This window comes from Actinosynnema sp. ALI-1.44 (assembly GCF_001984155.1).
GTDB lineage: Bacteria > Actinomycetota > Actinomycetes > Mycobacteriales > Pseudonocardiaceae > Kibdelosporangium.
Window position 1 is genome coordinate 339,348 of the sequence record NZ_MTQO01000045.1, and the last position, 13,257, is coordinate 352,604.

Consider the following 13,257-nt stretch of genomic DNA (forward strand, 5'->3'; position numbering starts at 1 on the left):
CATGGAGCACTCGCACGGTGGTGTGCCGGTCGAGGTGTCGTCCGCGTGGCCGCTCTGGCTGCGCTTGACGCTGGTCCTGACAACGGCGTTCGTCGCCGGGATCGGGTTCGCCCAGTCCGGTGTGTTGTCACGGCGCCTGCGTGCGTCGACAGTTCTGCTGGCCGCCGCGTCGGCCGCGCTGGCATTGATGTCCATTGTGGCTGTCAACGTCAACGTGTTCGGCGCGCTCGGTCACGCCGTACTGGTCAGCACGGTCTCGTTGCTGCTGGGCAAGCCCCGGTTCGCCAGGTGGGCGGCGGGCGCGCTGATCGTGCTGCTGGTGGCAGAGACGACCGGGTGGACCGCCGGCGAGGGCTCTTCACTGCAATTGGTGCTGGACACGGCTTACGTGGTCGCGGCGGTCGTGTGGCTCGGGCACGCCGCGCTCGACCGGAGCCGCCCGCTGTGGGTGTTCGGCGGTGTCCTGGTGGTGGCCGGGGTGATCAGGGTCGGTACGTCCGGGCTGGCGCTCGACCGACGGCTCTACACGACCTCGCTCGGTCTGGTCCTGCTGGCCGCCACCCTCGTCCCGGTGATCGGGATCGTGCTGTCCCGCAAGAGGACCGCTCAGAACACAGCCGGATACACGGCGGGCGCGGTCGCGGTGGCGCTGGTGGCGTGGAGTGCCGCCGCGGCCGTTCCGGTTCCGCCGGAACTGCCCGTTCCCGGTGTCCCCGTCCTGGTCGAGGCCAACGTCGCGGGACAGCGGGTGCCTGTGCTGATCAGTCCGCACCGACCGGGGCGCAATCTGGTGCACGTCCCGGCGAGCGCGGGCGACGTACAGGTCAGTACGCCGGGCAGCACACCGGTCCAGGCATCGCCGATCGCGGGCGCGGAAGGGGCGTGGGCCGAGGTCGACCTGCCCTCGGGGCGTGGCGAGGTGGTGCTGGCCAAGGGTTCCGCGTCGGCTTCGGTCGGTGTGGACACCGGTGACCAGCCGGGCCCGTCCCTCGCGACAGGAGTGGACGGTCCCGAGTGCGCCAGTGCCGCGCTGGGCGGTTTGGTCGCCGGGGTCCGCCAGGTGCTGGCGCGGTGCCCGGCGGACGCGCTGTCCGATGAGGACGCGGACGCGTTGCGCAAGGTGGTCACGTTCCTGAATTCCCGAGGCGTCAAGGGGATCACTCTCGTCTCGGACGACTCCGGGCGGAGTGTCCGCGCGGCGGCGGTGGTTCGGGAAGCGGCCGCGAACGCGGGGATCCGGATCGGCGGGGATCCCCGGCAGGACAGCGCACTGGTCGCGGTCTCCGGGTGGTCGGTCGCGGCGGGCACACTGCCGAGGATCGCCGCGCAGCAGGCGGAGACACCGATCCACCCCCACGGGATCTACGTGGCCCCGTGGCTGTTGAACACCCCCATCGGCACGTCCGTCACCACGTTCTCGGTGCCGCTGCGGTTCGACCCGCGAGAGGAGTCGGCTGTGTCCTACGCGGTCACGCTCGGCAACAGGTTCGGCGGTGAAAGCCCCACGATCGCCGGTTTCCACGCGTGGCGCGGGTCGGTCCCGAGCACCGGGGCGCAGATCTACGCCGTGGCACAGGTGACCGCGATGCCCATGGGACCGGGCGAGGTGCACGCGCCCGGGATGCCGATGACCGAAGAGCTGGCAGGGCAGTGGATCGCCAAGGCCACCGTTGTGCCTGTCAGTGCCCAACTCGATTGACACGGAGGAACTGGTGCGCAAAGCAGTGATCGTCGCGATCTCAGTCCTTGGACTGAGCCTCGTGACCGGTGGCGTCGCCGCCGCCGAGACACCAGTCTGGGTGTTGCCCGGAGTGGATCTCGGCAGCGTGCTGGCGCCGACAACCGGCCTGCCCCAGGCCATCGCCCCGGTGTTCGACCTGCTCAAGCTGGTCGGCGGCTGAAAGGAAGTCAGATGAGGAAGACCATCACGGCGGTCGCCGCGGCGCTGCTGGTGCTGAGCGCGACCCCGGCAACGGCCGACCCGGTGATCGTGGACGAACCGGACACCAGCGACCTGACCACCACGTGGACGTTCGCCCCGCTCGGCGTCCCGGTGTTCGGCCTGATCCAGTCGATCGTCAAGGCACCGAACGGAATCATCCCGAACTGAGTCCACTCCGAGTCCCAGCCGCCCCCGCGGCTGGGGCTCTCCCCATCAGGACAGGAGGTCCCGGTGACCACCCCCGCGGACACACAGCTGTTCCCCACCTCGTGCGCCGCGCCGGTGCCGCGGCCGTCCGAGCCGGTCAAGGTCGTCCCGCTCGCGGTCGCCGGACTGCTGGCGGCGGGACTGACCTGGTACGTCTCGGCTTCGTTCGGCGTGAAACCGGCCGTACTGCTCATCCTGGGGCTGGGTCTCGGGCTCGCGCTGTTCCACTCGCGGTTCGGGTTCACTTCCGCGTGGCGCCAGCTGATCGCGGTCGGCAACGGCCAGGGCCTGCGGGCGCACACGCTGTTGCTCGGCACTGCCGCCACGCTGATCGCGTTGATCATCTCGACCCGGTCCGGGCTGTTCGGCTCGGTTCCCCAGGCCACCGGCGGACCGCTCGGCGTTGCGTTGTTGGTCGGCGCGGTGCTGTTCGCCATCGGCATGCAACTCGGCGGCGCGTGCGCGTCCGGCACGCTGTTCGCGGTCGGCTCAGGACAGTCCACGATCGTGTTGACACTCGGCGGTTTCATCGCCGGGTCGGTCTTCTACACATGGGCTTTCCCGCTGTTCGACGGATGGCCCGCGCTGCCGGGTGTGCTGCTGGCCGATCACGTCGGCTGGCTCGGCTCGTGGCTGATCACGGTCGGTGTGCTCGTGGCGATCGTGTGGATCACCAAACTGGTGCAGGCCCGGCGCAATCCGCCGCCGGTCGACGTGGTGCCGACCGCGCGCGGGGTAGCCCGTGTGCTGCGCGGCTCGTGGCCGGTGCTCGTCGGCGCGGTCGTGCTCGGCGTGCTCGCCGCCGCTGTTTTCCTGGTGTCCGGTGGGATCTGGGGCATCACGTCCGCGTTCGCGCTGTGGGGCGCCAAACTGCTCCAGCTGTTCGGGGCGCACCCGGAGACGTGGGAGTTCTGGCGGTCGGGTGCGAACGCGAAGTCGCTGGCCGCACCGATCTGGACGGACAAGACCAGCCTGACCAACATCGGCATCATGATCGGCGCGGCGGTCGCGGCCGCGGCGGCCGGTGCGTGGAAGATCCACAGCCAGATCCCGTGGCGCACCGCCGTCGCCGCCCTGCTCGGCGGTGTCATGATGGGAATCGGCGCCCGGCTGGCCGGCGGCTGCAACATCGGCGCCTACCTCGGCGGCATCTCGGTCGGCAGCCTGCACGGCTGGCTGTGGGGGCTGTTCGCGCTCGGCGGCACGTGGATCGGCCTGCGGCTGCGCCCCCTGTTCGGCCTCGGCAACCCCAAGCCGTCGGACAGCGTCTGCTGAGCCCGTCCGAGCAAGCCAGTTGCGTCCCGGGGAGATCTGTGGGTACCCTCGGGACGTCTCCCTCTGTGGATGCAGGCAGTCGGCCTCCCACGGAGAGTCTTTCAAAACCTTCGCCGGACGACGTTTCCCGGCATACCCACACCTGAGGAACACCCATGCAGGAAATCACCGGAATTCTCGACATAGTGGACGGCAAAGCGCATGTCCGGGCGGAGGGCTACCTGCCCGGCCCGGACGACGTCCAAGTCCCCGTCGGACTGGTCCGCAAGCACGGCATGCGCCGCGGCGACACGGTCAGCGGCAGTACCGACGGCCACAAACTCACCGCGGTCGAACACGTCAACGGCCAGGCACCGCGCCAACGCCCCGACTTCGCCGACCTGGTCACCATCCACCCCGACGAACGGCTCAGGCTGGAAACCGAGCAGCACGAGCTGACCACCAGAACCCTCGACCTGCTCATGCCGGTCGGCAAGGGCCAGCGGGCGCTGATCGTCGCCCCACCGAAAGCGGGCAAAACCATGGTCCTGCAAGCGATCGCGCACGGCATCGCGAAGAACCACCCGGAATGCCACCAGATGCTGCTGCTGATCGGCGAACGCCCCGAGGAGGTCACCGACTTCGCCAGGGCGGTGCCCGGCGAGGTGATCGCCGCCACCTTCGACCTGCCGCCCCGCCAGCACGTCGCCATCGCCGAACTGGCCGTCGAACGGGCCAAACGGCTCGCGGAAGCGGGCAAGGACGTGGTGATCGTGATGGACTCGCTGACCAGGCTCGGCCGTGCCTACAACCTGGGTGCGCCCGCGAACGGCCGGACATTGACCGGAGGTGTCGACTCCGGCGCGCTCGTGCACCCGAAACGCCTGCTCGGCGCGGCCCGCAACATCGAGAACGGCGGCTCGGTCACCATCTTCGCCACCGCGCTCGTGGAAACCGGCTCGATGGGCGACAGCGTGATGTTCGAGGAGTACAAGTCCACGGGCAACGCCGAGGTCAGGCTGGACCGCGGGCTCGCGAACAAGCGGATCTTCCCCGCGATCGACCCCGGTCAGACCAGCACCCGCCGCGAAGACCTGCTGCTGACGCCCCAGGAGCAGGTGGCGACCAGGGTCGTGCGACGCGCGCTGCACGACCGCGACATCACTGTTCTGCTCGACAAGCTGCGTCAGACGCAGACCAATGCGGAGTTCATGAGCAGGCTCCAGCACTGAACGCGCCCCCTGGCAGCCGCTCCACCGACCCGGGTTCCACGCCGAGCAGACGCAGGAAAGCCAGCAACGGCTGGGAATGGCTGTGCAGGTTCGCCACCGGGTAGGCCTGCATGGCCACCCCCATCTCCGGCATCGCCCACGTCTCGCCGGGCCGGTCGCTTTCCGGCGGCAGGTACGCGTCCGGGCCGGACAGCGTGCCCGACCAGATGTCCGGGTACGCCGCCGAGTGCGACCGCAGGCTCATCCGTTTCCACTCGTCCCACGCCAGTTCCGGGGCGTACCGGGCCGCCGCCCACACCAGGGTCATGTTGATCGAGAACCAGATCTCGCCCGGCCCCGGCCAGCGGACGCGGGCGCCGAGCGGCGACCGCGACCGGCAGGTCCGGTCGATCGTACCGAGCAGGTCCCTGGCCTGGTCGTCGTCCGCCGCGCCGCAGAGGATCGCCCACGGCTGGACCTCCAGCCACAGGTCGTTGTCCCCGATCGGTCCCGCTCCCCACGCGCGGCGGAACCACCTGCCGTTCCACTCGTCCGACACCCTGGCCCGCAGATCCCTTGCCAGCGCACGGGCTTGCGCCGCGGTCTCGGCGTCGGCGATCCGCGCGTACACCGGCAGCACCCACGCCGCCATGGCCGAGTTGAGCACCGACTCGCCGTGCTCGACCATCCACTCCTTGTCCACTCCGGACTCGACGATGGCCAGGTCGTTCCAGTCGGCGTTCAGGATCCGGACGTGCCCGTGCTCACCGAGGCCGACCTCGTCGACGAAGAACCTGAACTGCCTGCGCAGGTGCTCCCGCAACGGCACCGGTCCGGCCCGGTGCACGGGGTGGTACGGCACCGGCTGGTCCAACGCGGCGAGGTCGCCTGTGGCCAGGACGTACTCGGCCGCCAGCCACAACGCCCAGAGGTTCTGGTCCGACGGCCGGAACCTCCTGGTCCACGGTTGTTTGCGGCCGTCGAGCGCGTACGGGAGGTCGCCGTCCGGGCCGCCCCACGCACAGGTGTTGCGCAGCACCGACAACGCGAGGTCCGGTTCGAAGTACACCAACGGCAGTGCGTGCTGGAGTGGATCACGGGCCGCGCCGTTGAACCCGTGCCGGAACGAGTACGCCGACCCCTGGTCCAGGGTGTGGCCGCCGAGGACTCCGTCGGCGCAGGCCGCCCCGGTCAGCATCGCGGCGTGCCAAGGGATCTCGGCCGCCGCCTCCGGTGCGCGCTCGGACGTCGCCCGGGGCAACCGCTCGCGCAGTCGCCGCAGGCTGCTGTCGTAGACGCCGACGTCCACCGGTCCGTCGTCGATCCCGAACCGGAACCACACGACAGTGCTCTGCCCTGCCACGAGGTCGACCGCGCGTTCGATGGTCAGCGGCCCGGACTCGGCCGCCATCCGATCACCACCGACCTCCTCGAGCACGACCGTGGCCGGGTCCGGCGGCGTGTCACCGCGTGGCGGGCCGAATTCGAGGTTGACCAACCGCGGTTGGACGTCCCAGTGCTCGGTCAGCGTCCGGCGGCCCGTTGTCCTGCTGCGGATCTCCACGCGGATCAGCAGCCACGGGTGCTCGCCTTCCGGGCACAGGACCGTGCGCCGCAGTTCGACGTCGTCGTCGGCCTTGGTGACGCGCAAGAACGTGGGGCCGAACAGGATCCGCGCCTCGGCGTCGAGGCCGGTGAGGGCGCTGACGCCGGTGCGCTCCGCGATCCACCGGCAGTCGACGTGCTCGTCCCACACACCGCACAGCCCGTCGCTGCCCGCCACCAGCGTGATCCGGCGGTTGCCGAGGTGCACGACGGCCACAGTGGACTCCTGATCGATGATCGGGTCCCACGTGCGTGCGGCGGCGGTGTAGGCGAAGGCGGGAAGATCTTCTGCCCGAGTCCATTCCCCGAAGGCGCTCACGCTGCCAGCATCGCAGTTATGCGAGCACATGTCTGCGCTTTGGCCGCCCTTCTGCTCACCCAGTTCGCCACGGCGGCACAGGCCGCGCCCGGCAAGGGGTGTGACTCGGTGGTCGATCCACCGGCCTTCACCAGCGAAGCCGAGTTGGCACAGCAGACCGCCACGATCGCGGGCTTCGGCCTGCGGAGCACCGCGAGCCCGGCGCACACCGCGGTCGTCGACTGGCTGGAGCACCAGGTCCGGCGGTTGCCGGGCATCACGACCCGGTCGGAGCCGTCCCGGATCCGGCGCTGGCTGCCGGTCACCGGTGACCTCGCGGCCAGCGGCGCCCTGTCCGCCGGACACAGGCGGATCCCCATCGCGGGCGTCGTTCCGTACAGCGAACCGGCCCTTTTCGCGTCGGGGCACCTGGTCCACCTCACCGAGCCCGTCACGGCGGCGAACGCGCGCGGGAAGGTGGTGATAGTCGACTTCCCCGATGTGGACAGGGGATATCTCGCTGAGGCAGCGCTCAACGACGCCCTGATCGCCGCGGGGAAGGCGGGCGCGGCGGGTTTGATCTTCGCGTTCGACCTCCCCCGGGAACAGGTCCGCGGCTACTACGACCCGCACACCGGAACGCACTACCGCGTGCCCGCTGTGTTCGTCGGCGGTGAGGAGGCCAAGCGCCTCAAGGCAATGGCCGGTAGCCGGGCGAGCCTGACGGTCCTGGCCTTCACCGGCGAGGCGCGAACCCGCACGGTGGTCGCCACCCTGCCGGGGCTGAGCGACGAGAGGATCGTCTTCGACACCAACACCGACGGCAACACGTGGGTGCAGGAGAACGGCAACGCGGGCATGCTGGCGCTGGCCAAGTACTTCGCGAACCAGCCACGGCGTTGTCGTCCGCGCACAATGGAGTTCGTCTTCGCGACCGGACACCTGCACCGGTCCGCTGAGGGAACCGAGCTCTACGCCCGCAAGCTGGACGCCGAGTACGACGGCGGAACGGTCGCGTTCGCCTTCGCGATCGAGCACTTGGGCACCCGTGAGTACGTGCGCGTCGGTGACGAGTTGCGGCCGACAGGACTGAGCGAGCCCATGGCGTGGTTCGCCGGGAGCCCGGTGCTGGCCGCCGCCGCGCAGGCCGCGATCGACCGGCACGGCATCGACAGGGCGTTCGTGTTGCCGGGCATCGACGTGCCAGTCCCGGATCGCGTGCCCACGAGATGCTCGTTCGGCGGTCTCGGCACGCACTTTCAGAGCCACCTGATCCCCGCCATGGCGACGGTCTCGGGGCCGTGGTCGCTGTGGGCACCGTCGTTCGGCAGGGACGCGATCGACTTCGCCAGGATGCGCGCCCAGTTGCTGGCCGCAGGCGACGCGGTGCTCACGCTGGCGAACGTCCCACGGGCGGACATCGCAGGGCCGCATCTGGCGTACCGCCAGGCGCGCGCGGCCGGGACGCCGACCTGCTCCCACGAACTGCCTCCGGAGCAAGCGACGCATTGACAAAGAACATTTTTACGTTCAAGTTGTCTTTACCATGAAAGAGGTGTTTTACATCGACCGGTTCGAGCAGGCCGAGGCCCTGCTCAAGCCGCACCGTGTCGAAGTGCTCCGGCAGCTGGCGCACCCGAAGTCGTGCACCGAGGTGGGCGCGGTCCTGGGCCAGTCACCCCAGCGCGTCTACTACCACGTGAAGAAGATGGTGGACGCCGGACTGGTGACGCAGGTCAGCGAGCGCCGGGTTCGCGGCATCCACGAAGGCGTGTACCAGGCCAGCGCGCAGTCGTACTGGTTGTCGCCGCAACTGGTCGGCCGCGTGGGTAGCCGCACGGCGCAGGACGAACTGAGCCTCGGCTACCTGCTGAACCTCGTCGAAGAGGTGCACGACGACGTGGCCACGCTGACCGGCGGGCCGACACTCGCCGTGTCCGGCGAGATCAGGCTGCCGAACGGCAACCGCGAAGCCTTCCTGAACGACCTGCGCACCACGTTGCAGGAGTTGTTCACCCGCCACGGCGGCGCGGAAGGGGAAGCCTTCCGCCTGGCCGTTGCCTGCTATCCCAAGGAGGACACGACCGATGAGTGACGCCCTGACACTGGAAGCACACCTGTCGAAACCTCCCAAGGAGGTGTTCGAAGCGCTGACGGACGCGACAGCACTGCGCGTCTGGCTGGCGGAGCAAGCCGAAGTGTCCCTGCCGGACGAGCGGTACGCGTTCTGGGGCAAGCACACCCCACAGGGGACCGAAGCGGCGCAACAGCTGCTGGCGGTCACAGCGGACACGCTGAGCTTCTCGTGGACGCTGGACGCGCAGGAAACGACGGTGACAGTCCAGCTGTCGCCTGCCGAAGACGGAACCGTCCTACGCCTGCGTCAGACTGATCTGCCCACCCTCGACGAACTGATGAACCCGCCGGGCCGCCGCGACGGACGGCACTCGATGCACACCTTCTGGAGCCTGGCCGTGGCCAACCTGGCCGAGTACCTGGACGGCAGGCCCTTGACGCCGAAGGCCGACTTCGGCCCGGCGCGCTCGAAGGAGATCAAGGCCTCGTACACGATCGCCGCGCCACCGTCCGAGGTCTTCGCGAGCCTGCTCGACCCGGCGACGATCAAGAAGTGGTTCGGCTGGGAAGCGGTGGTCGAGCCGCACGTCGGCGGCACGATGGCGGTGGGCGTGGACGGCCGGATCTTCGAACTGGAGCCGAACCGGAAACTCGTCTACGGCGACGACGAAGGAACGGTCGTCCGGTGGGAACTCGAAGATACGCAAGGAAGAACCCACCTGACGTTCGTCCAGAGCGGATACACCGACGACGAGTTGGACAGCGCGGCCCAGCACGAGGCGGGCTGGCTCGCCGGTCTGGCCGAGCTGAAGCGGATGCACGAGCTCGGCCCCGGCTGGCGGCCGCCGACCACCGAACTCCCCGACTCCTGAACCACGGTCAGACCAGCAGGATGATCGTGAGGCCGACGACCACGTCCAGGACACCGCACCACTCGGAGAACGCACGCGGCACGACCTTGTCGTAACGGTGATGGACGTAGTCCCACACACCATGCAGGAGCCAGCCCGCACCGATCAGATACTTGGCCACTTCATCCGGCACAGCCAGCGCGACAACGACAAGCACCAGATACGCGCCGAGCCCAGCGAGCTGAACGCCTAGTACACCAGGCTCACGCAAACGCTTGCGATATGCACCGATCGCGAGGTAGGCGGTCGGCAGGACCATCAACGCGACCGCAGGCGGGTACAGCGGCTCAACCCAGCTTTCGATCGTCATCAGCAGCGCCAACAACGTCGGCCAACGGTGTTTCAACAGGCCTGGCAGGGGTTTCGACCTGTGGTGCGCGGTGTACTCGGCACGCCTGAGAAGCATCACGGCAAGCATGGCAGGCAACATCAGGACATGCCCGCCGATCATCACGGCGTCACCGGAAACCACCCCCAGCCAGTGAGGCACAAGCAGAACCAGGAAAGGCACGTACATGGCAGCACCCATCTCGGCGATGGGTGCCCAACCATGGCCACGGACCCGCATCCAGATCGACATACCGACAGTCATGTTCGTGGCCATGACAAGCGCGCTGATGTCCGGACGCGCCAGATCGCCCCACCAGCCGAGCGAGAGGCTCCACACGGGACCGAAAAGCACCATCCCCGCGACCATCGCGGCGACCATTTCCGCGTAGTGCCTGGCGAACCGCCCGTTGAGAGCCAATGTTTCAGTCATGTACTGAGCGTGCGGCGCCCACCGCGCAAGGAGTACCCGCACGCTGTCATATCTCGACCGTGCGGATCGCACGACTCAGATGTGCACGCTAACGGTTGTGACCACTAGGGTGTGTGTCGGAAGTGCTCAAGAACTCTTGCAGAGATGGCTTTCTGGGATGGGTGCGGATCCTTCTGAGTGACGGCACGCCATAGCCACGAGATGGCCTCCCGACCTGCACGGTTCGACCGCTCGGGGCTTCCCTGAGCAGGGCCCGACCTCGGCGTCAAGCGTGTGGGCGACGGAGTCGAGATCCGGTGCTTCGGTCGCCTATGTCAACGTGTATTGATGTCCCTCTCAGTGGAAGTCCGCCGCGTGGTCCACCGCCCACTCCTGGAAGGATCGGGCCGGGGTGCCCGTGATGCGCTCCACTTCATCGTTGACCGGCTCCGGACTGTCGAGCATCTCCGCCTGGGCTGGCAACACGGCCTCCACCAGCTCTGCCGGGTAGCCTGCGGCCTTCATCTGCTCGATGGCCTCGTCCAGCGCGACCTCCTCGAACCGCACCGGTCGCCCGATCGCCTCGCTGATCAGGGCCACCTGCCGTTCCTGGGTGATCAGTTCGGGGCCGGTGATCAGGGGGCGGGCGCCGAGCAGGGCGTTGGTCGTCAGCGCCTGAACGGCGACCGCAGCCATGTCCGCCTCGTGGATCAGCGGGCGGGCCAGCCTTGCCAGCAGCGCCCGTACCGCACCGGTGGTGCGGACCTCCTCCGCCCAGCCCAGCGTGTTGCTCGCGAACCCGGTGGGCCGCAGCGCCGTCCACTCCAGGCCCGATGCCTCGATCAGCCGCTCCAGCTCCGTGTGGAACATGGTGATCGCCTCGCCGGGCTTCTCCTGCTCGCTGCCGACCCCGGCGGATGACAGGTACACCACCCGTCGAGCGTGCTTCCCGATCGCGTCGATCACGTCCGACGCGCCCTCAGCGCTCAGGAACGGCCACACCAGGAAGACCGAATCGACGCCCTCCAGGGCCGTGCCCAGCGACGCGGGATCACCGAGATCGCCACGCACCGCCTGCACACCCTCCGGGAAGTCCGCCTCCCCTCGCACCAGCGCCCGCACGGGCACGCCCGCCGCGTGCAGTTGGGTCACCACCGCGCCGCCGACCTTTCCAGTAGCGCCGGTCACCAGGATCCTGGGCTGTGTCATCGGAATCTCCTCGTCTCGCCGTTCGATGACAAGACTCTCGTACCTCAACCAAGGTTCAGGTCAAGCAGCGGCCGGAGTGGCCGTCAGGTGCTGTTCCAGCCAGCCATCTGCCCGCGGTGGTGGAACGTGGATCCCCCGTGTGACGGCCGAGCGTTACAGCCACTCGTTGATGGCTGCGATGAGCACGGTCGCCTCGTAGCGGACCGCGAGCTTGTCGTATCGCGTGGCGACGGCACGATGCCTCTTGAGGCGGTTGATCCCGCACTCGACCGCATGACGCTCCCGGTAGTCGAACGGGTCGAAACGCGGCGACCGGCCGCCGCGGGAGCCAAGCTTCTGGCGGTTGCGCACCTGGTCGGCCTTGTCGGGGATGGTGCAACGGATCCCGCGGCGGCGCAGATAGGCGCGATTCCTGCGGGAGGCGTACGCCTTGTCAGCGCACACGCGATCAGGACTGCGGCGAGTCCCCGCGCTGCCCAGCGGTCACCACGATCGACATGGGCTTTTGGCGCTGCTCGACGGCCAGATGCAGTTTGGTGGTGAACCCGCCGCGCGAACGTCCCAGCCCATGATCATTGGGTTCGGCGAACACATCGCCCGGCGGCTCTTTCTGCAGTTCACCCTGCTTCCGGGCCCCGGCCGCATGCTGATGGGCGCGGCACACCGTGGAGTCAATGCTCAGGTCCCCCACGATCGCACCTTCCGCATCGGCCAGGCACTGGAGGTGGCTGAGGATCCGGTGCCAGGTGCCGTCCCGCTGCCATCGGCGGAACAGATCGTAGATCCGGCCCCACGGCCCGCACTCGACAGGCACGTCCCGCCACGGAACACCGGTCCGCACCCGAAACCGTATGCCGTTGATCAGCTGCCGCCGCGACCAGACCGGCGGCCGTCCCGCCTTCGTCCCCTTCGGCAACAGCGGCTCCAGCACCGCCCACTGTTCGTCCGTGAGATCTCCCCGTGCCATGAACCATGACCATTCATCACTCAAGATCCACTTTAGACACACGGCCTAGTCCAGCAGCGCCAAATCCCTAGGCACCAATGTCGTCGACTTCAACAACTCCCGCAACAAGTTGTCGTTCAAAGCGTTCCCGACCGGCTCCCCCACCTCCTCGCGAGTCAACCCGGGAACACCGTCACGCGAAAGCAGTTCCCGAACGGTCTTGACCCGGTGCTCGACCTTCTTCGCCGTCCAGCCGGTCTCCTTGTCGAGCTCCGCCAGCATGTCCGCGGTCTGCTGCCAGGTCAACGGCTGCGCCCCGGGGTCGTGCCGGAGGTAACGCTGCCCGAGCACCACCAGTACCAGGCGCTCCTCGTCGGTCAGCTCGTACCGCCGGGGCAAGTCGGTCTTCTCGGTGTGCCGTGACACTGGTTTGGTACCGTCGACCCCGGTCACGAACACCTCCAGCAGGTGCTCCCTTTCCCTGGACCCCGGCACGAGCAACGGGGTGTAGCCCACCGCGAGCGGGATCGCGTCCTCCTCGGCGAACAGCCACTGGGCGCGGGGCAGGCGGATCGGTCTGCGGCCGGTGTTGCGCAGCCACCATCGTCCCTGCCAGTGCCGCAACTCCCCGTGTCTGCGGCTGACCTGGCGGTCGTCCTCGCCGATGCAGATGTGCACTTCGGGGCGGTTGCGTCCGAAGTAGACGACCCGGCCCTCGCTGGGGCCGACCGAGTAGCCGCCGCCGAGCGCGAGGGCGTGCACGGAACCCGAGACCGCGCGCGACACCCCGTTGACCAGGCTGTCGTGCCCTCGCGGCAGCAGCAGTCCGCCCGCGTACCTCAGCTCGGGGTTCATCTCG

At 68.7% G+C, this 13,257-nt stretch carries 12 protein-coding genes and 1 pseudogene; 8 read left to right on the forward strand and 5 right to left on the reverse strand.

Annotated features, from left to right (window positions below; genetic code table 11):
* Window position 1 precedes the first annotated feature (1 nt).
* From ALI144C_RS22180 to rho, 5 genes are all read left to right on the forward strand, one after another.
* Window positions 2–1,699, forward strand: coding sequence for a hypothetical protein (locus ALI144C_RS22180; RefSeq protein ID WP_076989031.1), 1,698 nt, complete (start codon window positions 2–4; stop codon window positions 1,697–1,699).
* A gap of 13 nt (window positions 1,700–1,712) precedes the next feature.
* Window positions 1,713–1,901, forward strand: coding sequence for a hypothetical protein (locus tag ALI144C_RS22185; protein ID WP_237774257.1), 189 nt, complete (start codon window positions 1,713–1,715; stop codon window positions 1,899–1,901).
* Window positions 1,902–1,912: 11 nt separating this feature from the next.
* Window positions 1,913–2,110 carry a hypothetical protein gene (locus ALI144C_RS22190; protein WP_076989033.1) on the forward strand — a complete coding sequence of 66 codons (198 nt, stop codon included), beginning with the start codon at window positions 1,913–1,915 and terminating at the stop codon, window positions 2,108–2,110.
* Between the two features lie 63 nt (window positions 2,111–2,173).
* On the forward strand, window positions 2,174–3,424 hold the full coding sequence (locus ALI144C_RS22195; RefSeq protein WP_076989034.1) for a YeeE/YedE family protein: 1,251 nt from the start codon (window positions 2,174–2,176) through the stop codon (window positions 3,422–3,424).
* 155 nt (window positions 3,425–3,579) lie between these two features.
* Window positions 3,580–4,635, forward strand: a complete 1,056-nt coding sequence (gene rho, locus ALI144C_RS22200) for a transcription termination factor Rho (protein WP_076989035.1) — start codon at window positions 3,580–3,582, stop codon at window positions 4,633–4,635.
* Here rho and ALI144C_RS55640 read toward each other — a convergent pair.
* The gene (locus ALI144C_RS55640) at window positions 4,613–6,538 is read right to left on the reverse strand and encodes a GH36-type glycosyl hydrolase domain-containing protein (RefSeq protein WP_076989036.1); all 1,926 of its coding nucleotides are present in this window, start codon (window positions 6,536–6,538) and stop codon (window positions 4,613–4,615) included. The genes rho and ALI144C_RS55640 overlap by 23 nt on opposite strands.
* Before the next feature lie 18 nt (window positions 6,539–6,556).
* Here ALI144C_RS55640 and ALI144C_RS55645 point away from each other — a divergent pair, with 18 nt between their 5' ends.
* The 3 genes from ALI144C_RS55645 to ALI144C_RS22220 are packed head-to-tail and all read left to right on the forward strand — an operon-like array spanning window position 6,557 to window position 9,465.
* Window positions 6,557–8,029, forward strand: a complete 1,473-nt coding sequence (locus ALI144C_RS55645) for a PA domain-containing protein (protein ID WP_168211316.1) — start codon at window positions 6,557–6,559, stop codon at window positions 8,027–8,029.
* 34 nt (window positions 8,030–8,063) lie between these two features.
* Window positions 8,064–8,612, forward strand: a complete 549-nt coding sequence (locus tag ALI144C_RS22215; protein ID WP_076989038.1) for an ArsR/SmtB family transcription factor — start codon at window positions 8,064–8,066, stop codon at window positions 8,610–8,612.
* Window positions 8,605–9,465, forward strand: a complete 861-nt coding sequence (locus tag ALI144C_RS22220; protein ID WP_076989039.1) for an SRPBCC family protein — start codon at window positions 8,605–8,607, stop codon at window positions 9,463–9,465. The genes ALI144C_RS22215 and ALI144C_RS22220 overlap by 8 nt, the downstream gene beginning before the upstream one ends.
* Before the next feature lie 7 nt (window positions 9,466–9,472).
* Here ALI144C_RS22220 and ALI144C_RS57620 read toward each other — a convergent pair whose 3' ends face one another.
* The 4 genes and pseudogenes from ALI144C_RS57620 to ALI144C_RS22245 all read right to left on the reverse strand — a co-directional run bounded on the left by ALI144C_RS57620 (window position 9,473) and on the right by ALI144C_RS22245 (window position 13,253).
* Entirely contained in the window at window positions 9,473–10,264 is a 792-nt protein-coding gene (locus ALI144C_RS57620; protein ID WP_076989040.1) for a DUF6010 family protein, read from the reverse strand.
* A 336-nt stretch (window positions 10,265–10,600) separates the two neighbouring features.
* Window positions 10,601–11,452: an NAD(P)H-binding protein gene (locus ALI144C_RS22230; RefSeq protein WP_076989041.1), complete on the reverse strand. Its 852-nt coding sequence runs from the start codon at window positions 11,450–11,452 to the stop codon at window positions 10,601–10,603.
* 153 nt (window positions 11,453–11,605) lie between these two features.
* Window positions 11,606–12,419: pseudogene (locus ALI144C_RS53435) on the reverse strand (IS5 family transposase).
* A gap of 45 nt (window positions 12,420–12,464) precedes the next feature.
* The gene (locus tag ALI144C_RS22245; protein ID WP_076989163.1) at window positions 12,465–13,253 is read right to left on the reverse strand and encodes an FHA domain-containing protein; all 789 of its coding nucleotides are present in this window, start codon (window positions 13,251–13,253) and stop codon (window positions 12,465–12,467) included.
* Window positions 13,254–13,257 lie beyond the last annotated feature (4 nt).